Source organism: Curtobacterium sp. MCLR17_042 (assembly GCF_003234695.1).
GTDB lineage: Bacteria > Actinomycetota > Actinomycetes > Actinomycetales > Microbacteriaceae > Curtobacterium > Curtobacterium flaccumfaciens.
In genome coordinates this window covers 97,549-116,491 of sequence record NZ_QKTD01000005.1, presented here as the reverse complement: position 1 = coordinate 116,491, position 18,943 = coordinate 97,549, and the positions used below count along the sequence as shown (strand labels likewise).

Genomic DNA, 18,943 nt, shown 5'->3' with positions numbered 1-18,943 from the left:
CATCGTGGCGTCCGGCGGGGGCGTCAATTCTCACCGGCCTGCCGGGTTGACCGGGCAGCTCACCGAACTTGTCGAGGGAGGCACCGGCAAAGCGTCTGGCGTACACGTACGACGCGGCCGGGAACCGGATCACCGCCAAGCGTGGCGGCAACGTCGCGAGCTCGCAGACGCTTACGTACAACACGGTCGGGCAGATCATTTCTGACGGGTACGCGTACGACGGTGTCGGCGACATGGTGAAGGCGCTCGGGCAGACGTTCACCTACAACGGCGCGCAGCAGATGACGTCCTCCACGAAGGACGGTGTCACCACCCGCTACGAGTACGCCGGCGGCGACATGAACAAGCTGCTCTCGCAGGCCACCGACGGGGAGCCGAGTACGACTACACGTATGGCACTTCCGACTCCAATGGTGTCCCCGTGATCGCCAGCCGCACCATCGCCGGCACCGGCACCGGCACCGGCACCGGCACCGGCACCGAGTCAGTCATCAGCGACCCCGGAACGGGGCAGCCGCTTGACCTGCAGGCAGGCTAGAAGCGGCCGTGCCCGTTCGGCCATAGGCCCCACTAGGAGAACGCAGTGAACTTCTTCAACGCCAAGCGACCAATCACAGTCATCGTCCTCGGAGTGGTGTTTGCCGCCTGTGGCGTTTTCTACGGTTCGTCGCCCTCCGAGTCGGGAGCCCGGCCGATTCAGCAGATCGTCATCGCGGTCATCCTCGTGCTGATCGGTCTGCTTTTCGTTGTGCAGGGGGTGGGCAGTAAACGCAGGTAGCGATGGGGATGCCCATCATCGTCGGCGGTCTCGCTGACCCATCGGCTATCGAGGCGCTTGTGTCCGGCGGTCGAGGAGGAGGTAGGTGAGCGTCGCGAGGGTGAGGGCGGCCGCGATCGCGAACATCGTGCGGCCGCCGAGGTCGAGGAGGGTGCCTGCGATAGCGGTACCGACTGAGGAGCACGCGACCTTGATACCGGCCATGCTGACGAAGATCTGCGCCTTTGCGCTGGGTGGTGAGAACGCTGCCCGAGCGGCGAGGCCCGCGGTGAAGAGAACCCCGGTCGCGACGCCGAGGAGCCCGAACGCAGCAGCACCGATGGGGACGGAGAAGATTGTCAGCCCGAGCGCGAACCCGACTGCGACGGTGATGTCGCTGCGGTCAGCACCTTCCGCGAGCCGGGCGGCCGGGAGCAGACGCTGCATCGGAGCTCGGCCGCTAGTTCATGTCACCGGCGCGTGGTTGCGGCACGGGCCTCGAGGGCTTCAAGAGGCAGCAGCCGATTTGTTCCCCGCGGGCAACGCGCTGCGGTCAGCTAACAATTGACATAACTCCGCCATATCGGCGCGTGAGGAGCGGCAATCGAGCAACCCCATGGGCGACATGAGCGCGAGGGCGGGCCGATGTCGAAGAAGGCGACAGCTCGTGATGGTGCAGCGTGGACCGGGGTCCGCGCACCGAGCCCGAGTCGTGGATTCTCTAGGATCGACCCATGTCCACGACCATGCCCGGCTTCGGGACGGAACGCATCACGCAGCTCGGCCTGCGTGACCGCGTCTACGACCGGGTGCTCGAGGTCCTGATGGGCCACGACGTCGAACCGGGCATGCGGCTGTCGATCGACGGCCTCGCCCGCTCCCTCGGGGTATCGCCGACCCCGGTGCGAGAAGCCCTCGTGCAACTCGAACGCACCGGCCTCGTCACCCGTGAAGCGAACAAGGGCTACCGGGTCTCCCCGCCCCTGGCCGGCGACCAGCTCGAGGCCCTGTTCGACGCCCGGCTGATCGTCGAGAGCGGCGCCGTCGAGCTCGCGGCCCGCGGCGACGTCGACGGCCTGCGCGAGCGACTCGCGGCAGCGCTCGACGAGCAGGCTGCGGTGGCCGCCGAGGTCGCGTCCGTCGGTGCTGCGCACGCTCCGGAAGAACTGATGGCCCGCTTCTTCCGCAGCGACTGGCAGTTCCACCAGCTGATCTTCGACGCGACACGGAACCCGTTCCTCGAGGAGATGTCCGAGATCATCACGACGCGCGTGCACCGCATGCGGCAGATCGTCGAGGGTGGCGGGGACGACACGGATCGTGCGGTCCAGGAACACCGGGCCATCCTGGAGGCGCTGGCTGCGGACCCGACGTCGGCCGTCGCCGCGATGCGGCTCCACATCGACGCCGTCCGGTTGCGTTCGCGCGCGGACGCGTCCCACACGAGCTGAGGCGGAGGGGTTGCGTTCCGGCGTCGTCCGAGTATCTTTCCTATAGGAAAGAGGTTCAAGGCTGAACCACCACGACATGCAAGGGAGCATTCCGTGACCACTCCACAGGACTGGGTCGACCAGGATTGGGATCCCACCACCTGGACGTCGGGGACCTGGCCGATCGCCGCCTGCCTGCACGGGTTCGCGCAGGTCACCCGTGACGGGACGGCCTTCCACGACGCCCCCGCCGAGGTGTGGGACGAGGTGTTCGGGCAGATCGAGGCCGTCGGCTTCTCACTCGCCGAACTCGCCGACAGCCACATCCGGCCCGCAGACCTCGAACCCTCGCGTCGCGACGAGCTGTTCGCCGTCGCGAAGTCGCACGGCATCGGCATCCCGTCGGTGCACCTGCAGCGCAAGAGCGTCATCCAGCCCGGGCACGAGGACGAGAACCTCGCCTACGCCCACCGCACCATCGACGCGGCGGCCGAGTGGGGCATGCAGGTCTTCTCGACGGGGCTGCACCAGCCGTTCACCGACGCCCAGAAGCGGGCGCTCTGGTTCTGGACGGCGCCGGGCCCGAAGGACCCCGACGACCCCGAGGTCTGGAACGCCGCGGTCAAGCGACTGCGGGAGCTCGGCGAGCACGCTGCGAGCGTCGGGCTGCCGATGGCGCTCGAGCTGTACGAGGACACGTACCTCGGCACCGCCGACAGTGCGGTCCGCCTGGTCGAGGAGATCGGGCTCGACAACGTCGGGCTGAACGCGGACGTCGCGAACCTCATCCGTCTGCACCGTCCGGTCGAGGACTGGCGGGAGCTGTTCGCGAAGACCATGCCGCACACGAACTACCTGCACGTGAAGAACTACACGCGTGACGAGGCCGGCGACGGCAGCTGGGCGACGAGCGCGCCGAGCACGATGGAGACGGGCCTCATCAACTACCGCCAGGTCCTGCGCGACGCCGTCGCCGACGGGTTCCGCGGGATCGTCATGACCGAGCAGTACGGCGGGGACAGCCTCGGCGTCTGCGCCACCAACCAGCAGTACATCCGATCCGTCCTCGCGACGACGAAGCTCGACGCGACGGCGACCCCGACCGCAGCAACCAGCACCGAAGGAGCAATCCGATGAGCACCCTCGACATCGCCGTCGTCGGGTCCGGCTACATGGGCGGTGGGATCGCCCAGGGCCTCGCCCTCGCCGGCCACACCGTCCGGATCGCCGACGTCTCGGCCGAGATCGCCCAGCAGAACCTGGAGCGGCTGCTCGGCGAGACCGCGCAGTTCGTCGCCGACGGGCTGTTCCCCGAGGACGCCGTCGAACGGGTCCGCGCACACCTGAGCGCTGCCGAGTCGATCGAGGCTGCCGTCGCCGACGCGGACTTCATCGAGGAGGCCGTGCCGGAGAAGCTCGAGATCAAGCACGCGACGCTCCGCCGCATCAGCGAGGCTGCCCGCCCCGACGCCGTGATCGGCTCGAACACCTCGACGATCCTGATCGAGTCGCTGGCCGAGGCGGTCGTGGGCCCGGAGCGATTCCTCGGCGTGCACTTCTCGAACCCGGCACCGTTCATCCCCGGCGTCGAGCTCATCCCGCACCCGACCACGAACGAGCACGCGATCGAGGTCGGCGAGACCGTCGTCGCCGCGACCGGCAAGCAGTCGGCGCGGGTGAAGGACTCCACGGGGTTCGTCCTGAACCGCCTGCAGTACGCGCTGTTCGAGGAGGCCACGAAGATCGCCGACGAGGGCATCGCGAGCCCCGACGACATCGACACCATCGTGCGGACCACGTTCGGGTTCCGCCTGCCGTTCTTCGGCCCGTTCGCGATCGCCGACATGGCCGGACTCGACGTCTACGCGTTCTGCTTCGAGTCGCTGCAGACCCGCTGGCCCGAGCGCTTCGCCACTCCGCCGTCGCTGCAGCAGCACGTCGACGCCGGTGAACTCGGCACGAAGTCCGGCGCCGGGTACCTCGAGGTCCCGGCCGACCGGACGCCCGAGCTCGTGGCCTACCGGAACAAGGCGTACGTCGCGATGCAGAAGCTCCTCGACGAGCTCGGCCCGGCACCGATCCACTGAGGCGGGACACCATGAGCGACCAGAACCAGTCAGCGGGCCAGCACCGGGACCGCACCGTCGTCCTCACCGGTGCCGCCTCACCGCGGGGCATCGGCCGCGCCACCGCCCACCACCTGGCCGAGGCCGGGTGGGACGTCGGGGTCATCGACCTCGACCAGACGGCGAGCGAGCAGGTCGCCGCCGAGATCCGGGAACAGCACGGCGTGCGGGCCGTCGGCGTCGGTGCGAACGTCGCCGACGAGTCCGCCGTCCGTGCGGCCTTCGACACGATCGAGGCCGAACTCCGGCCGATCACCGCACTCGTGAACCTGGCCGGGGTGTCGTCCGCGCACGCCTACCTCGACCTGCCCGAGGGGGAGTGGCACCGTGTGCTGTCGATCAACCTCGACGGCGTGCACTTCGCCAGCCTGCGGGCGGCGGAGTCGATGGTGCGGTCGGGTTACGGGCGCATCGTGAACCTGTCGTCGGTTTCTGCCCAGCGCGGCGGCGGCACCTTCAGCAAGACCCCGTACACGGTGGCGAAGGCCGGCGTGATCGGCCTGACCCGTGGCCTGGCGCGCGAGCTCGGCCCGCGCGGCGTCACGGTCAACGCGATCGCCCCCGGTCCGATCGACACCGACATCATGGGCGGCACGCTGTCCGAGGAGCGGAAGACCGAGATGGCCGCCGACGGCGTCCTGCCGCGCATCGGCACCCCGCGGGACATCGCTGCCGCCATCGCGTACCTGATCAGCGAGGACGCCGGATTCGTCACGGGCCAGACGCTCAACGTCGACGGCGGCCTGTACATGCACTAGGGCCAGCCGCCCACGGAACGCGCGCCGACCGGGCGACGCGATCCGTGCCTCCCGTCCGGACGACCGAACCGACCGCCGGACGCCAGAACGACCGCACCGTGCTCGCAAAGGAGCGAACCCGTGTCACTACCCCCTGCCCCCGCGCTCGGGTCGACGAACGACCCCGGCCTGAAGTCCGCCATCGGCAAGGCGACGAAGCACCTCATGCCGATGCTCGTCATCCTGTACTTCGTCGCGTTCCTCGACCGCACGAACGTCGGTTTCGCCGAAGAGGCCCTGCGCGTCGACCGCGGCATCTCGGACGCCGCCTTCGCCCTGGGCGCCGGCATCTTCTTCATCGGCTACGCGATCTTCGAGATCCCGTCGAACCTGCTGCTCAAGCGGTTCGGTGCGCGCTTCTGGCTCGCCCGCATCGCCGTCACGTGGGGCATCGTCGCCGCACTGTTCGCCTTCACGACGAACGACACGATGTTCATCATCCTGCGCTTCATCCTGGGTGTGACCGAGGCCGGGTTGTTCCCGGGCGTGATCATGTACCTGTCCGAGTGGTTCCCGAACAAGGTGCGCGTGCGAATGTTCGCGATCTTCTACCTGGCGCAGCCGTTCTCGCAGATGATCGGCGCCCCGCTGTCCGGCGGCCTCATCAGCGTCGGTGACCAGGTCACCCCGTTCCACGGCTGGCAGGTCATGTTCGCCGGCGAGGGGATCCTCGCGGTGCTGGCGGGCATCGCGGCCCTGGTGTTCCTGACGAACAGTCCGCAGCAGGCGAAGTGGCTCGAACCGGGCGAGAAGGCGTCGCTCACCGCGGCCATGGAGCGCGAGGACACCGCCCGCAGCGAGGACGGCCCGAAGGGCATCTGGCGCGCGATGGCGAGCGGGCGCGTCTGGTACTTCACGATCATCTACTTCTGCCTGCAGGTCGCCGTCTACGGCACGACGTTCTACCTGCCGCAGCAGGTGTCCTCGCTGCTCGGGCAGGACGTCGGCTGGCAGGTCGGTCTGGTGTCCGCGATCCCGTGGCTCGTCGGGCTCGTCGCCTGCTACCTGATCGGGTCGCGGGCGGACTCCGTCGGACGCCGCCGGCGCTGGGGCACGCTGTTCTACGTCACGACCGGCCTGTCGATCCTCGGCTCGGCGTGGGCGGGTGCGAACGGGCAGCCCGTGCTCGGCATCCTGTTCATCACCCTGGCCGTGGCGAGCTTCCTGGCCGTCGGCCCGATCACCTGGGCGTACCCGACGGCGTTCCTGACCGGTGCCGCGGCCGCCGCGGGCATCGGCCTGATCAACTCACTCGGCAACCTCGGCGGGTTCGTCGCCCCGATCATGCGCACCGCGATCAACGAGGTGGTGCCCACCGACAGCGGTGCGTTCGGCATCGTCTCGCTCGGCGTCCTGGCGTTCGTCGCCGCGGTGATGATCTTCTGCACCAAGTTCTTCCGCGGGGCCAAGGCCGACGAACTGCTCGACACCTCGCACGTCCGCACCACCGACCCGAAGGGCAGCAAGCGATGACCAGACTGTTCAACGACCCGGCGGACTTCGCCGACGAGGCGACCGACGGTTTCGTCGCCGCGAACGAGCGGTGGGTGCGCGGGGTGCACGGCGGGGTCGCCCGTTCCACCACGAGCCCCGACGGCACGGTCGCGGTCGTGATCGGTGGCGGCTCGGGGCACTACCCCGCGTTCGGCGGGCTGGTCGGGCACGGCCTGGCCGCGGGTGCCGCGATGGGCAACCTGTTCGCCAGCCCCAGCGCCCAGCAGGTCACCGGGGTCGCGAAGGCCGCGGAGCACGGGGGCGGTGTGCTGCTCAGCTACGGCAACTACGCCGGTGACGTCCTGAACTTCGACGCCGCGGCGCGCACGCTCGAGGCCGACGGCATCCCGGTGCGGACGGTCCGCGTCACCGACGACGTGACGAGCGCGCCCGCCGACGACCGCGCGAAGCGCCGCGGCATCGCGGGTGACCTCTGCGTCTTCAAGGTGGCCGGCGCCGCCGCCGAGCGCGGGGACGACCTCGACACGGTCACCGCCGTCGCCGAACGGGCGAACGACCGGACGCGCAGCTTCGGCGTCGCGTTCTCCGGGTGCTCCCTGCCGGGCGCCGAGGAACCCCTGTTCACGGTGCCCGAGGGCCGGATGGCGGTCGGCATGGGCATCCACGGCGAGCGTGGCATCGACGAGACGGACGTGCCCACCGCGGACGGGCTGGCCGAGCTGCTGGTGTCCCGGCTGCTCGACGAACTGCCCGACGGCGTGGCACTCGAGGGCCAGCGGGTGGTCCCGATCCTGAACGGCCTGGGCTCGGTCAAGTACGAGGAGCTCTTCGTCGTCTACCGCTCGGTGCAGCGGCGCCTGGCGGACGCCGGGGTCGTCATCGTGGAGCCCGAGGTCGGCGAACTCGTCACGAGCTTCGACATGGCCGGGGTCTCCCTGACGCTGTTCTGGCTCGACGACGAGCTCGAGGACCTCTGGGCAGCACCCGCGGACACGCCCGCCTACCGCAAGGGCGGTGCGGTCGCCGAACAGCGCGTCGACCCGTCCACCGTGGCGGCGGACGCCGAGGGCGTCGGCATCGGCCCGGCGACCGACGAGTCCCGTGCGGTCGCCGAGCAGGTCGCCGCCGGGTTCGCCGCGGTCCGCGCCGTCCTCGACGAGCACGCCGACGAACTCGGCCGCATCGACGCCGTGGCCGGCGACGGTGACCACGGCATCGGGATGCAGCGCGGATCGCACGCCGCCGACGTCGCAGCCGCCGACGCGGTCAGCCGCGGTGCCGGTGCCGGCACCGTCCTGCTGATCGCCGCGGACGCCTGGTCCGACAAGGCCGGCGGCACGTCCGGTGCGATCTGGGGTGCCGCCCTGGAGGCACTGGGTCGCGTGGTCGGGGACGACTCGCGTCCGTCGGGTGCCACCGTCGCGCGGGGGGTCCGCGCGGCCACCGAGGCCGTGCTCGCGTTCGGCGCCACCGTCGGCGACAAGACGATGGTGGACGCCCTGGTGCCGTTCGACGAGGTGCTCCGCACCCGGCTCGACGCCGGGGCGGCGCTCGCCGAGGCCTGGGGCGACGCCGTCCGTGCCGCCCGCGAAGCCGCCGACGCCACGGAGTCCCTCGTGCCGAAGATGGGCCGGGCGCGGACGCACGCCGACCAGGCCGTCGGCACCGCGGACCCCGGCGCGCTGTCCTTCGCCCTCGTCGTGGAGACGGTCGCCCCGTGATCACCGTCGGGGTGTCGCTGAAGACGTACTTCTCGCACGCCCGGACGCTGTCGTGGGCGGCCGAGGTCGCGGACATCGCCCGGCGGCACCCCGCGGTGCGCTCGGGAGCGGCGACGCTGTTCGTGGCGCCGACGTTCCCGGCCCTCGTCCCGGTGCGCGACCTGCTCGCCGGCACCGGTGTGCAGCTCGCCGCGCAGGACCTGTCGTGGGCCGACGCAGGCGCGTTCACCGGCGAGGTCTCCGGCGCCGAACTGCGGGAGATCGGCGTCGACCTGGTCGAGATCGGGCACGCCGAACGGCGCTCCCTGTTCCACGAGGACGACGCGACGATCGCGGGGAAGGTGCACGCGGCGTTCCGGAACCACCTGCGTCCGCTGGTCTGCGTCGGGGAGCCGGACCGGGCCTCCGATCCGACCGAGGCCGTGGCGGCGGTGACCGCGCAGCTCGACCGGGCCGTCTCGACCGCCGTCGCGGACGGTCTCGCCGGCCCCCTGACCGTCGCCTACGAACCGGTGTGGGCGATCGGCGCACCGGCACCCGCGCCGGACGAGCACATCGTGGCGGTGCTCGCCGGGATCGAGCAGCACCTCGCCACCCGGCCCGAGCTGCACGGCAGCACCGTCCTCTACGGGGGCAGTGCCGGACCCGGCCTGCTCACGCGGGGGCGGGGCCGGATCGGCGGGCTGTTCCTCGGACGGTTCGCCCACGACCCCGCAGCGGTCGAGGCGATCCTCGACGAGGTCGCGGCGCTCAGCTGAGCTGGTCGCGGACCGGCCGTGGGGCGCGACCGAGCATCTCGCCGAGCAGCGGATCGGTGCCGGCGAACAGGCCCCGCTCGGCGGCCTGGTACATGCCGAGCAGGAACCCGACCATGTGCGGGTCCTGCCCCGCGGCCAGCGCACGGGCACACCACTCGTCCTCGCCCAGGGCCTCGAACCCGATCGTCCGACCGGACACCTCGGACGCCTGCCGAGCCAGGCCGGCGAACGTCGGCGCGTCCGGAGCGGTGAGCGTCACCGGCCCGTCGAACGGCTGATCGGCGAGCAAGATCGCGGCGGCTGCCTCGGCGGCGTCCTCGCGGGCGGTCCACGACACCGGACCGTCGACGGGGACGGACACCGTGCCGGTCTCCTGCCACGGTCCCGTCATCCAGGCGGCGCTGTGCGCGTAGAAGCCGTTCCGCAGGCTCGTCCACGGCAGCCCGGAGTCGCGGAGCAGGTCCTCGGTGGCGGCGTGGTGCGCGGCGGGCACGAAGGGCGAACCATGCGCGGCGCCCTGGTGGCTCGTGTACAGGACCCGGCCGACGCCAGCGTCCACGGCTGCGTCGACCGCGGCACGGTGCAGCGCGACGGCGTCGGCGGCCGGGTCGCTCGACGAGACGAGCAGGAGCTGATCGGCGCCCGCGAAGGCCGCCGGCAGGGTCTCCGGTTCGGCGTAGTCGCCGCGGCGGACCTCGACGCCGCGGTCCGCGAACCGCTGTGCTCGGGCCGGATCACGGGTCACCACCGCCAGGTCGGACGGCGCGAGGTGCTCGAGCAGGTGGTCGGCGGTCGCGCCGTTGAGGGCTCCGGTAGCCCCGGTGATGACGATCATGACTTCTCCGTATCGATGGAAACAGTGAGTCCGTAGCGCTGGTAACACAGTGATAGCACAGATCCGTTATCGTTGTTCCGTGATCGAGCAGGGAAGCCAGCGCGACGAGACGCGTTCACGCATCGTCGAGGTCGCCGGCACCATGCTGCGTGAACGCGGTGCCGCGGCGGTGACCACGCGCGCGGTCGCGGACGGCGCAGGTGTCCAGGCACCGACCATCTACCGGCTGTTCGGCGACAAGGACGGTCTGCTCGAAGCGGTCGCCGAGCACGCGATGGCGACGTTCTCGGCGATGAAGGCCGACGCCGTCCGGGCTGCTCGTGACGAGGCGACCGATCCCGTCGAGGACCTGCGCACCGGGTGGTCGATGACGATCGGCTTCGGGCTGGCGAACCCCGACCTGTTCGTGTTGTTGAGCGACCCGGAGCGCGGCCGTCGGTCGGCGGCCGCCCGCGCCGGTACCGCGCTGCTCGCCGAACGCATCCGGCGGGTGGCCGAGGCCGGACGACTGGCCGTGCCGGAACACCGCGCGGTCGAGCTCGTGCACGCGGCCGGCACCGGTGCGGTGCTCGCGATCCTGGCCGCTCCGGCGGACGAGCGGGACCCGTCGATCGCCGACGACGTCCTCGACGCGGTGCTCGGGCGGATCCTCGTGCCGAGTGGGCCGACGACGGACGACGGCGGCGCGGCCCCGGGTGGTCGCGGTCGGGGGACTGACGCCGTGACGAGCGCCGCGATCACGCTCCGTGCCGCTGCGACCCGGCTCGATCGACTGTCGGCAGCCGAGCGGACGATGCTCGCGGAGTGGCTCGACCGGATCGCCGCGGACTAGTCCTCGCGGGTGCCCGCCAGCCCGTGGTCGTGGGCGTAGACGACGAGCTGCACGCGGTCGCGCAGCGACAGCTTGCCCAGGATGCTCGAGATCTGGGTCTTCACCGTCGACTCGGTGACGTACTCCTTCGTGGCGATCTCGGCGTTCGACAGGCCGCGGGACGCCCACCCGAACACGACGCGCTCCCGCTCGGTCAGGGTCGCGAACTCCGGCGGCTGCGGTGCCGGGGCCCGTGCCACGTCGGTGCCGAACAGCTGCGCGAGGTCGTTCGGGGCGATGACCGAGCTGCCCTCGTGCACGGCACGCACCGCGGCGAACAGGAACGGCGGCGTGGTGTCCTTGAGCAGGAACCCGCTGGCGCCGAGCCGGATCGCGGTCGCCGCCGCCGGGTCGAGCCCGAAGGTGGTGAGCACGACGACGCGCGGCAGCGGACCCGGGACGGCGCCGGAGTAGAGCTGCCGGACGGTCTCCACGCCGTCCATGCCGGCCATCCGCATGTCGAGCAGCACCACGTCGGGGTGCACCTCGGGGATGAGTGCGAGCGCTTCGGCCCCGTCGGAGGCCTCACCGACCACCCGCATGTCGTCCTGGGCGTCGAGCACCACCCGGAGCCCCGCGCGGAACAGCGCCTGGTCGTCGGTGAGCAGGATCCTGATCGGTTCGGTCATCGGACGGGTCCCCCTTGGACGTCGAACGGGATGCGGGCGCGTGCCGTGAACACGTCGTCCAGCACGGCGGCGTCGAACGACCCACCGAGGGCGCCGAGGCGCGAGTCCATGCCGTCGATCCCGCGGCCCGAGCCGGCGGTGGTGCCGTCACCGGCGACGTTCTCGACCTCGAGCACCAGGTCGGCGTTCCGCCAGGTCTCCCGCACGACGACCGGGTTGCCGGGGGCGCCGTGGCGCAGGGCGTTCGTGAGCATCTCCTGCAGCACGCGGCGGGCAGCGGTGCCGGTGTCCGGGCGCAGGGCCAGCGGGACCCCGCGCACCGTGCGGTCGACGTCGACCCCGGCGTCGCGGATGCCCTGCACGATCTCCTCGAGCGACCCCGGGCCGGTCGCCTCGGCGGAGCCGTCGATGTGCCCGAGGACCTGTCGGACCTCGACCAGGGAACTCCGGGCGGTGCTCGCGATGGTGGCGCTGACCGCTCGGATGCGCGCCTCGTCGTCGAGGAACGGCACCGAGTCGGCCTGCGCGATGATGACCGCGAGCGAGTGGCCGACGACGTCGTGCACGTCGCGGGCGATGTCCGCGCGGATGCGTTCGGACTCGGCGACGTCGATCGCGCGGGTGGCGGTGGCCTCGGCCTCGGTGGCGACGGCCTCGGCACGTGAGGCTGCGGCCTCGGCGTCGGCACGGCGCTCCGACTCGCGGTCGCGGGAGCGGAAGGCCCGGACGGCGACCCCGCCCGCCCAGACCCCGAGCAGCGCGGTCACCGGGGCGGCCATCGCCAGGAACGCCTGGTCGCGCGGGCCGTTGATGAGCACGAGGAACCGGAAGCCGGTCGACGCCAGGTAGACCGTGGCCCCCGCTCCGGCGACGACCGCGAGCACGCCGGAGACGACGACCTCGGTGCGGGTGCCCACGACCGCGGCGGTGCCGATCACGACGAACAGCGCGAGGTCCACCAGCGACGGGCGCTCGCCGCCGCCGACCTGGATCACCCCGAGGACGACGACCATGGCCATCGCGGCGGACGGGGAGATGCGGCGCAGGGCGATCGCCACCGAGGCCGACAGCACCGCGGCGAGGCTGGCGTGCTCGAGCTCGAGGTCGATGGGCAGCAGGAAGACGAACGCCGACAGGACCGCCCAGGCCACGTCGATGACGATCGACCGGGTGGCGAGCGGCCGGATGAACGTGCGCCGGTCCGTCACGGCTCGATCATCGCATGCCGCCCACGCCGGGCAGCGCGGACCGACGTCACGCGCCCGCGGTCATGGCGGCGAGGGCGATGACGGTCGTGGTGACGATCGCGGCGCAGAGCAGCAGCGTGGCGATCGTGTGCTTCGTCGAGGACTCCATGTCACCAGACTCGTGGCCCGGAGTCGCCGGGGCATCGGGCGCAGGGGCGAAGCGCTTCGTCCCTGCGGGTGAAGCGAGGGGTGATCACCCGGTACTCGGGGATCAGACGACGACGGATCCCAGCTGGCGGTGCGCGATCGAGACGGACTCGCCGGACACCGCGTTCAGCGGCGACGACAGGAACGCGACGAGGTCGGCGATCTGCTGCGGTGTCGAGTCGCCGGGGCCCCCCGGGCGGACCTCGGCGGACGGGGTGTCCGTCACGGTCCCGGGGTTGATGACGTTCACCGTGACCCCGGTGCCCGCCACGTCGTCGGCCAGGTTCTTCGCGATGACGCTCACCGCCGTGTTCCGGAGCGAGGCCGTGATGTTGCCGGAGAAGTAGGCGTTCTGCCCGCTCACCACGACCACGCGGCCGAACCCGGCCTCGCGCTGGGCCGGGAGCACGGCGTTCGCGACGCGGAGGAACCCGAGCGCCTTGCCGTCGATCGCGTCGAGGACCTGCTCCGGGTCGGACTTCCGGGCCCGGTCGAGGGTGCTCGCGCTCGGGGCAGCGGTCACGACCAGCACGTCGATGCGCCCGTGCCGCTCGAGGACGGCGGCGATGCCTGCGTCCACCGACTCCTGCGAGGCGGTGTCGATCGGCACGCTGCCGTCGGAGTCCTCGGCGCTGCGGGATGCGACGACGACGGTCGCCCCCTCGGTGCGGAGGCGGTGGGCGACGGCGGTACCGATGTACCCCTTGCCTCCGACGACGAGTGCGACACGGTTCTTGAGTTCGAGGTCCACGCGGCCACGCTATGCCGGGACGGTGCGGTCTGCCCGCCCGTCGCGCACCGGAGCCCCCACCCGATGGCGGGCAGGAGCTCCGGTGGTCAGATCGCGATCAGCAGTACTTGCCGGTCCACGAGGCACCGGTCAGGGCCCCGTAGTCCGGATTGGCGTACAACGTCGTCTCGCCGGCCGACAAGCACAGGCTCTTCGACGTGTACGTGTACTTGACGGTGATCTGGACCGGGTCCGACTTGCAGTTGTTGTAGGTGCCCTTCTCGTAGTGTCCGTCGTCCCCGCCGCCGATGTTCCCCGTCGTGATCGGGTAGAAACCGCACGGTGACGCGGCGTTCGCGGGACCGGCCACTGCCAGCGACCCGCCGAGCATCATGGTGGCGGCGAGTGCCGTGCCACCGATCTTCGTCCAGAGCTTCATCGCTCTCCCCCTAACAGCTTCCGACCTTGCTGGCCCCTGAGATCTGCTTGTCGTTCTCGGTGAATCCCAGTCGGACGTCGCCGGGCTGGACGCAGTAGTTCTTGCTCCCGCCCTTCATCGTCACCTTGATCTTCACATTGCCGCTGCCGCAATTCCCGTAATGCGCGACCTGGCGCTGACCACTGAACGGCGATATCGACCCGACCACTGGGACGTTGATCGCGAAGGTCGAATCGTAGTCCTCGATCTCTTCGCTGTACCCGCAGACCATCGCGCTCGCCGGCGCTGCGGTGACGGTACTCACACCGACGACTCCGCCGAGTGCGAGTGCGGCGGCCGCACTCCCCAGTGCTGCCTTCCGGATTTTCTGATGCAGATGCATTCTTCCTCCCCTCTGCGGGACTGCGGTAGGCTGTCCGCGCAACGAATTGTGCATCGTGCCCCGAATTCCGTTCGTGGAATTCGGAACAACAACGAACTTACTCTTGAAGAATCATCACGCAAGCCCGCCAGGTGTGCATGCGGTGGGTATCGCAACGGAACGAGGTGGACATGGGCTCACGATCAGCTGGCAATGTCGCGACGATCATCGCCGCAGGGTGTTTGGTACTGCTCCTCGTCGTCGTCTGGCTCCGCGGACAGCAGTCGATCGGAGACGGGTTCGCGATCCCCGTCGTGTCCGTACTCGTTCTCGGGTTCACCGGCTGCACGGTGTGGGCCGGGGTCGTCGCCTTGCGTCGACGCGGGAGAGGACGCTGACGCCCGTCTGCGCGATCTGGCTTTCCTTGGGACGGCGCTGAGGCGGTCGCGCCGACCATCGCACACGGACCCGCTCGATCGACGGGCACCCGCTGGAGTGAAGGAGAGCCACGTGTACTTCCACAAGCAGGAACTGCAGTTCAAGGCAACGCCCGACAAGCCCGACGCGATCTACGCCCGCAAGCTGCAGGAGGTGCTCGGTGGCCAGTACGGAGAGATCTCCGTCGCCATGCAGTACCAGTTCCAGGCGTGGAACATGCACATCCCCGGCAAGTACCGCGACATGGTGTTCGGCATCGGTGCCGAGGAGATGGGCCACGTCGAGATGCTCGCGACGATGATCGCGCAGCTGCTCGAGAAGTCCCCGCTCGGCATCACCGAGGACGCGCTGCAGGACGACCCCACGGTCGCCGCGATCGTCGGCGGCACCGATGTCCAGCACGCGATCGTCGCCGGTGCGGGTGCCCGCCCGGTGGACAGCAACGGCAACCCCTGGCAGGGCTCGTACATCACCGCGAGCGGCAACCTGCTCGCCGACTTCACGGCGAACGAGAACGCCGAGATGCAGGGTCGTGTGCAGGCCGCCCGGCTCTACCACATGACCGACGACCACGGCGTGCGGGACCTGCTGTCCTTCCTCATCGCCCGCGACACCATGCACCAGAACATGTGGGCGACCGCTGCCGCCGAGCTGCGCGAGAAGGGCGTCGAGGGCTTCCCCGTCCCGAGCAACTTCCCGCAGTCGAAGGAGAACCAGGAGGTCAACTACCAGTACCTCAACTTCTCCGACGGTGCCGAGGCGAAGAACGGCCCCTGGGCGAGCGGCCCCTCGTTCGACGGCAAGGGCGAGTACTCGTACCACGACGGCCCGACCACCTCGGTCCCGATGCCCCCGCCCACGCACCCCGACGTCCGGCTCTACGGCACCACCGAGCTGCCGAACGTCGTCGAGAAGACGGCCGGCCTGGTGCAGGACAAGCTGAACAAGGAGTAGTCCCGACGGTCGCCCACGCGACCGACGGAACGACAGGAGGCCCGGCGCACGACGTGCACCGGGCCTCCTGTCCGTCAGGTGGTCACCGCACCGACGGGGCGGACCCGCCCACGGTCATCAGTGCGCCCGTCTCGGGTTCTTCGTCACGTGGTGCCTCGAAGATGCCCGAGTACGCGCGGACCGCGCTCCACCCCGCGATCAGCAGGGCCGTGCCGAGGACCGCCGCGACCCAGGGCGCCAGGAGCGACTGCTCGAACAGCCGGGGCGCGGCGATCCAGGTCAGGAACGTGCCGGTCAGGCTGCCGGTGGCCCCGAGGAGCAGGGCGGTGCGCCGGTCCAGGCTCGTCAGCGCGAGCGCCGCGGTGACGACGAGGACCGCGACCACCGCGTTCAGCAGGACGGACGTCATCGCTCAGCTCCTCACTCGGCAGCGGTGCCGGAACTGACCGCGAGCTGCTCGGACGCGCCACCGACGGTGACGGCGATCTTCCGCGGCTTCGCGGACTCCTTGACGGGGATCGTGACGCTCAGCACGCCGTTGTCGTACCCGGCGGTGATGCGCTCGGCGTCCAGGCCGTCGCCGAGCGTCAGCTGCCGGACGAACGTGCCGGGCTGGCGCTCACGGGTGAGCCACTGCGAGCCCTCGGGCGCGCCCAGGGTGCGCTCGGCGCGGATGGTCAGGACGGAACCGTCCACGTCGATGTCGACCGAGCCCGGGTCGATGCCGGGCAGGTCGACGTCGAGGACGTAGTGGTCCCCGGTGCGGTACAGGTCCATCGGCATCGAGCGCGGTCCGGCGGCGGTGCCGAGGAGCGAACCCGCGAGTCGGTCGAGCTCGCGGAACGGATCGAAGTTCATCGTCATCGAAATCAACTCCTTCGTGGTTCTCGTTGAGTCCCCTCGACTCAACTGCCACCGTTTTAGCACTCGACTCTGGTGAGTGCCAAAAGATCGCTCGGAGGACGCCGAGAACTCAACCGAGCAGGGGCTCGAGCCGTGCGACCGCCGTCCGCAGGTGCACCAGGGCCTGGCCAGGGGACTCCACCCGGGCCGCGGGCGCGGACAACGTCAGCCCCGCCACGAGTTCACCGCGCTCGCCGCGGACGGGCAGGGCCAGGCACCCGAAGCCCCGCGCGAAGGCACCGACCTGCGACGCCGAGGCGCCGCCGGCTGCCTGCAGCCGTCCCATCGCGCTCGACCCTGGTGCCGATCGCAGGGCGGTCGCGTCGAGGAGCGGGAAGTCCGGGTCGACGTCGACGTCGCAGATCCCGTCGGCGTCGTACCGGGCCAGGTGCACCCCGGCGCGGACCGTCGAGCGCACGTCGGACAGCACGGACCGGACGGCGCGGGGGAGCGGTGGGACCGACGGGGCCGCGGCCGGGGCGACGCCGGCGAGCTCGGAGACCTTGTGCCCCAGTGCGAAGCCACGCAGGTCCGGCAGCCGCACCAGGTACTCGTCCTCCACGAGCAGCGTGATGAGCCGGTAGGTGGTCGCTCGCGGCATCCCGAGCGCGTCCGAGATCTGCTGGGCGGTGACGCCCGGCCCGGCGTGCGCGACCGCCTCGAGCACCGCGAGGGCGTTCTGGATCGCCTTCGGCTGCCGCGCGCGGAGACCGGGTTCGCTCACCGCACCCCCGTCCCGTGGCCGGGTCCGGCGGACGACCGGGAGGCGCCCAGCAGGTCCGCCTCGACCGGCACGTCGTACACCGCCCGGCTCCGACCCCGTCGCCAGGGTCGCCGACGGGTCGCCACCAGGAACGTGACGACGACCGCGGTGACCGCCCCGACGGCGAGGACGACGGCCGGCCACCGGGGCGATGCGGCCTCGACCCCGGCGTAGGTGAGCAGCACGGCGGTGAGCAGGACACCGGTCGTCACCGCGGTGGTCGCCACCCCGGTCGTCAGCTCGCCGATGCGTCGCAGGAACACCGGAGCCGCGAAGCACGTCATCGCGTACGCCGTCAGGTACCCGAGTGCCGCGACGACCAGTTCGGCCTCCATCAGGGACCAGGTCGGGATGCCGGTGAGGAGACCGAGGACGGGCAGCGCGGTCAGCACCGAGCACGCCAGCACGCCCGCGACGAAGGGTGTCCGGAACCGGGGCGACGCCCGCCCGAGCGCGGCCGGCAGCACCCCTTCACGGCCCATCGCGAACAGCACCCGGACGAGCGCCGTCGTCGAGGCGATCGCGCACGCGGCGAACGAGGCGGCGATCCCGAGGTCGAGCGCCCACCCGACCCACTGCATGCCGAAGGCCGTGGCGAGCTCGTTGACCGGCGACGCGCTCGTGGCGAGGTCGGCGCCGATCGCGGCGAACCCGGTCTGCTGGGCGGCAGCGCTCACGACGTAGAGCACGCCCGCGACCAGGACGGTCCACGAGATCGCGCGGGGGATCGCCTGGAACGGGCGCCGGGCCTCCACGCCGAGCACCGACGCGCTCTCGAACCCGACGAAGGCGGTGACCGCGAGCGCCGTGCCCACCGCGAAGGGCGCCGGTGCGGTCGGACCGAGTGCGAGGGCGGACGTGTCGACGGGCTGCAGCCGTGCGACCAGGGCGACGATCAGCACGACGATGACGGCGACGGACAGGGTCTCGACGAGCAGGGTGAGGCGCGTCGACAACCGCACCCCGAGGGCGATGACGGCGAACACCGCGGCGCCCATGGCGGTGATCACCACGACCGTGACCAGGGAGCCGGTACCGGCCAACGGGACGAACCGGGACAGCAGGTAGTCGAGGTAGTAGCCGCTGCCGGTGAGCGAGAACATCGCGATGAACCCGTAGCCGAGCAGCAGTGCGGCGCCCGCGACCACGCCGGCCGCCGGCCCCAGGCCGAGCGAGACGTAGGTGTAGAGCGAGCCGGTGCCCGCCACGCGTCGGACGAACTGGTTCACGGTGCGTCCGACCAGGAACGACAGCGCCATCGCGGCGAGCAGGGACCACGTCGCGCCCTGCCCGGCGACGGTCGCGACGAGCACCGGGATCGTGGTGGCCGCCGCCGACGGTGCGACCGCCGACACCGACTGCGCCAGCACGTCGACCGGGCCGACGCTCCGCCGGGACAGCCCGTCGACGGGGGAGCGCGTGCCGATGCCCGGCACCCGGGGCGGGTCGGCGATGGCACGGTCGAGCGCGGTCATGCGGCAACGGTACGGGCGCTGCGTTGCCCCGGTGTCTCGGTCGTGTTTCGCGGTGGTCTCGGGCAAATGAGACGCCTCGTCCGGGCCGTCCCATTCGGGTGCGTGCG

The 18,943-nt window shown here is 71.0% G+C and carries 22 protein-coding genes; 11 read left to right on the top strand and 11 right to left on the bottom strand.

Features of this window, described 5'->3' with window-relative positions:
• Window positions 1-68: 68 nt before the first annotated feature.
• Both DEJ02_RS07235 and DEJ02_RS07230 read left to right on the top strand, forming a co-directional pair.
• Complete coding sequence (locus tag DEJ02_RS07235; RefSeq protein WP_111032491.1) at window positions 69-425, top strand: hypothetical protein; 357 nt, start codon at window positions 69-71, stop codon at window positions 423-425.
• A gap of 158 nt (window positions 426-583) precedes the next feature.
• A complete protein-coding gene (locus DEJ02_RS07230; RefSeq protein ID WP_111032490.1) occupies window positions 584-778 on the top strand; it encodes a hypothetical protein in 195 nt (64 codons plus the stop codon).
• Window positions 779-823: 45 nt separating this feature from the next.
• Here the strand turns inward: DEJ02_RS07230 and DEJ02_RS07225 are convergent, their stop codons facing one another.
• Window positions 824-1,204, bottom strand: coding sequence for a hypothetical protein (locus DEJ02_RS07225; protein ID WP_111032489.1), 381 nt, complete (start codon window positions 1,202-1,204; stop codon window positions 824-826).
• A 287-nt stretch (window positions 1,205-1,491) separates the two neighbouring features.
• On the opposite strand from DEJ02_RS07225, the gene DEJ02_RS07220 reads away from it, so the two are divergent.
• The 7 genes from DEJ02_RS07220 (at window position 1,492) to DEJ02_RS07190 (ending at window position 9,044) form a co-directional block, all read left to right on the top strand.
• Window positions 1,492-2,208: a GntR family transcriptional regulator gene (locus tag DEJ02_RS07220; protein WP_017887786.1), complete on the top strand. Its 717-nt coding sequence runs from the start codon at window positions 1,492-1,494 to the stop codon at window positions 2,206-2,208.
• A 93-nt stretch (window positions 2,209-2,301) separates the two neighbouring features.
• Window positions 2,302-3,324, top strand: a complete 1,023-nt coding sequence (locus DEJ02_RS07215; protein WP_111032488.1) for a sugar phosphate isomerase/epimerase — start codon at window positions 2,302-2,304, stop codon at window positions 3,322-3,324.
• Window positions 3,321-4,274, top strand: a complete 954-nt coding sequence (locus DEJ02_RS07210; protein WP_111032487.1) for a 3-hydroxyacyl-CoA dehydrogenase family protein — start codon at window positions 3,321-3,323, stop codon at window positions 4,272-4,274. The genes DEJ02_RS07215 and DEJ02_RS07210 overlap by 4 nt, the downstream gene beginning before the upstream one ends.
• Before the next feature lie 11 nt (window positions 4,275-4,285).
• On the top strand, window positions 4,286-5,071 hold the full coding sequence (locus DEJ02_RS07205; protein WP_111032486.1) for an SDR family NAD(P)-dependent oxidoreductase: 786 nt from the start codon (window positions 4,286-4,288) through the stop codon (window positions 5,069-5,071).
• Between the two features lie 120 nt (window positions 5,072-5,191).
• A complete protein-coding gene (locus DEJ02_RS07200; protein ID WP_035809316.1) occupies window positions 5,192-6,583 on the top strand; it encodes an MFS transporter in 1,392 nt (463 codons plus the stop codon).
• Complete coding sequence (locus DEJ02_RS07195) at window positions 6,580-8,286, top strand: dihydroxyacetone kinase family protein (protein ID WP_111032485.1); 1,707 nt, start codon at window positions 6,580-6,582, stop codon at window positions 8,284-8,286. Before DEJ02_RS07200 ends, DEJ02_RS07195 begins: the two co-directional genes overlap by 4 nt.
• A complete protein-coding gene (locus DEJ02_RS07190) occupies window positions 8,283-9,044 on the top strand; it encodes a triose-phosphate isomerase family protein (RefSeq protein WP_111032484.1) in 762 nt (253 codons plus the stop codon). The genes DEJ02_RS07195 and DEJ02_RS07190 overlap by 4 nt, the downstream gene beginning before the upstream one ends.
• On the opposite strand, the gene DEJ02_RS07185 is transcribed toward DEJ02_RS07190, so the two are convergent.
• Complete coding sequence (locus DEJ02_RS07185; protein WP_111032483.1) at window positions 9,037-9,879, bottom strand: NAD(P)H-binding protein; 843 nt, start codon at window positions 9,877-9,879, stop codon at window positions 9,037-9,039. The two genes, DEJ02_RS07190 and DEJ02_RS07185, sit on opposite strands and share 8 nt — an antisense overlap.
• 79 nt (window positions 9,880-9,958) lie before the next feature.
• On the opposite strand from DEJ02_RS07185, the gene DEJ02_RS07180 reads away from it, so the two are divergent.
• On the top strand, window positions 9,959-10,711 hold the full coding sequence (locus tag DEJ02_RS07180) for a TetR/AcrR family transcriptional regulator (RefSeq protein WP_258378683.1): 753 nt from the start codon (window positions 9,959-9,961) through the stop codon (window positions 10,709-10,711).
• Here the strand turns inward: DEJ02_RS07180 and DEJ02_RS07175 are convergent.
• The 5 genes from DEJ02_RS07175 to DEJ02_RS07155 all read right to left on the bottom strand — a co-directional run bounded on the left by DEJ02_RS07175 (window position 10,708) and on the right by DEJ02_RS07155 (window position 14,324).
• Window positions 10,708-11,379: a response regulator transcription factor gene (locus DEJ02_RS07175; RefSeq protein WP_111032482.1), complete on the bottom strand. Its 672-nt coding sequence runs from the start codon at window positions 11,377-11,379 to the stop codon at window positions 10,708-10,710. The genes DEJ02_RS07180 and DEJ02_RS07175 overlap by 4 nt on opposite strands.
• The gene (locus DEJ02_RS07170; RefSeq protein WP_258378682.1) at window positions 11,376-12,587 is read right to left on the bottom strand and encodes a sensor histidine kinase; all 1,212 of its coding nucleotides are present in this window, start codon (window positions 12,585-12,587) and stop codon (window positions 11,376-11,378) included. The genes DEJ02_RS07175 and DEJ02_RS07170 overlap by 4 nt, the downstream gene beginning before the upstream one ends.
• Window positions 12,588-12,837: 250 nt before the next feature.
• On the bottom strand, window positions 12,838-13,524 hold the full coding sequence (locus DEJ02_RS07165) for an SDR family NAD(P)-dependent oxidoreductase (protein ID WP_111032481.1): 687 nt from the start codon (window positions 13,522-13,524) through the stop codon (window positions 12,838-12,840).
• A gap of 97 nt (window positions 13,525-13,621) precedes the next feature.
• On the bottom strand, window positions 13,622-13,942 hold the full coding sequence (locus tag DEJ02_RS07160) for a DUF6355 family natural product biosynthesis protein (protein ID WP_111032480.1): 321 nt from the start codon (window positions 13,940-13,942) through the stop codon (window positions 13,622-13,624).
• 10 nt (window positions 13,943-13,952) lie between these two features.
• Window positions 13,953-14,324, bottom strand: a complete 372-nt coding sequence (locus DEJ02_RS07155; protein ID WP_111028791.1) for a DUF6355 family natural product biosynthesis protein — start codon at window positions 14,322-14,324, stop codon at window positions 13,953-13,955.
• 489 nt (window positions 14,325-14,813) lie between these two features.
• Between DEJ02_RS07155 and DEJ02_RS07150 the strand changes: the two genes are divergently transcribed.
• Window positions 14,814-15,695 (top strand): manganese catalase family protein, encoded by an 882-nt coding sequence (locus DEJ02_RS07150; protein WP_111022461.1) that lies wholly within the window; start codon window positions 14,814-14,816, stop codon window positions 15,693-15,695.
• 82 nt (window positions 15,696-15,777) lie between these two features.
• Here the strand turns inward: DEJ02_RS07150 and DEJ02_RS07145 are convergent, their stop codons facing one another.
• From DEJ02_RS07145 to DEJ02_RS07130, 4 genes are all read right to left on the bottom strand, one after another.
• Window positions 15,778-16,104 (bottom strand): hypothetical protein, encoded by a 327-nt coding sequence (locus DEJ02_RS07145; protein ID WP_111032479.1) that lies wholly within the window; start codon window positions 16,102-16,104, stop codon window positions 15,778-15,780.
• Window positions 16,105-16,115: 11 nt separating this feature from the next.
• Window positions 16,116-16,559: an Hsp20/alpha crystallin family protein gene (locus DEJ02_RS07140; RefSeq protein ID WP_111032478.1), complete on the bottom strand. Its 444-nt coding sequence runs from the start codon at window positions 16,557-16,559 to the stop codon at window positions 16,116-16,118.
• Between the two features lie 109 nt (window positions 16,560-16,668).
• Window positions 16,669-17,322: a helix-turn-helix domain-containing protein gene (locus tag DEJ02_RS07135; protein ID WP_258378681.1), complete on the bottom strand. Its 654-nt coding sequence runs from the start codon at window positions 17,320-17,322 to the stop codon at window positions 16,669-16,671.
• Window positions 17,319-18,836: an APC family permease gene (locus DEJ02_RS07130; protein ID WP_111032477.1), complete on the bottom strand. Its 1,518-nt coding sequence runs from the start codon at window positions 18,834-18,836 to the stop codon at window positions 17,319-17,321. Before DEJ02_RS07130 ends, DEJ02_RS07135 begins: the two co-directional genes overlap by 4 nt.
• Window positions 18,837-18,943 lie beyond the last annotated feature (107 nt).

Bases quoted from the DNA above. Each gene is read 5' to 3' on its own strand.
- DEJ02_RS07225 (WP_111032489.1), bottom strand. From the start codon at position 1,204: ATGCAGCGTCTGCTCCCGGCCGCCCGGCTCGCGGAAGGTGCTGACCGC.
- DEJ02_RS07205 (WP_111032486.1), top strand. From the start codon at position 4,286: ATGAGCGACCAGAACCAGTCAGCGGGCCAGCACCGGGACCGCACCGTC.
- DEJ02_RS07185 (WP_111032483.1), bottom strand. From the start codon at position 9,879: ATGATCGTCATCACCGGGGCTACCGGAGCCCTCAACGGCGCGACCGCC.
- DEJ02_RS07160 (WP_111032480.1), bottom strand. From the start codon at position 13,942: ATGAAGCTCTGGACGAAGATCGGTGGCACGGCACTCGCCGCCACCATG.
- DEJ02_RS07145 (WP_111032479.1), bottom strand. From the start codon at position 16,104: ATGACGTCCGTCCTGCTGAACGCGGTGGTCGCGGTCCTCGTCGTCACC.
- DEJ02_RS07140 (WP_111032478.1), bottom strand. From the start codon at position 16,559: ATGACGATGAACTTCGATCCGTTCCGCGAGCTCGACCGACTCGCGGGT.
- DEJ02_RS07195 (WP_111032485.1), top strand. From the start codon at position 6,580: ATGACCAGACTGTTCAACGACCCGGCGGACTTCGCCGACGAGGCGACC.
- DEJ02_RS07220 (WP_017887786.1), top strand. From the start codon at position 1,492: ATGTCCACGACCATGCCCGGCTTCGGGACGGAACGCATCACGCAGCTC.
- DEJ02_RS07155 (WP_111028791.1), bottom strand. From the start codon at position 14,324: ATGCATCTGCATCAGAAAATCCGGAAGGCAGCACTGGGGAGTGCGGCC.
- DEJ02_RS07130 (WP_111032477.1), bottom strand. From the start codon at position 18,836: ATGACCGCGCTCGACCGTGCCATCGCCGACCCGCCCCGGGTGCCGGGC.
- DEJ02_RS07175 (WP_111032482.1), bottom strand. From the start codon at position 11,379: ATGACCGAACCGATCAGGATCCTGCTCACCGACGACCAGGCGCTGTTC.
- DEJ02_RS07210 (WP_111032487.1), top strand. From the start codon at position 3,321: ATGAGCACCCTCGACATCGCCGTCGTCGGGTCCGGCTACATGGGCGGT.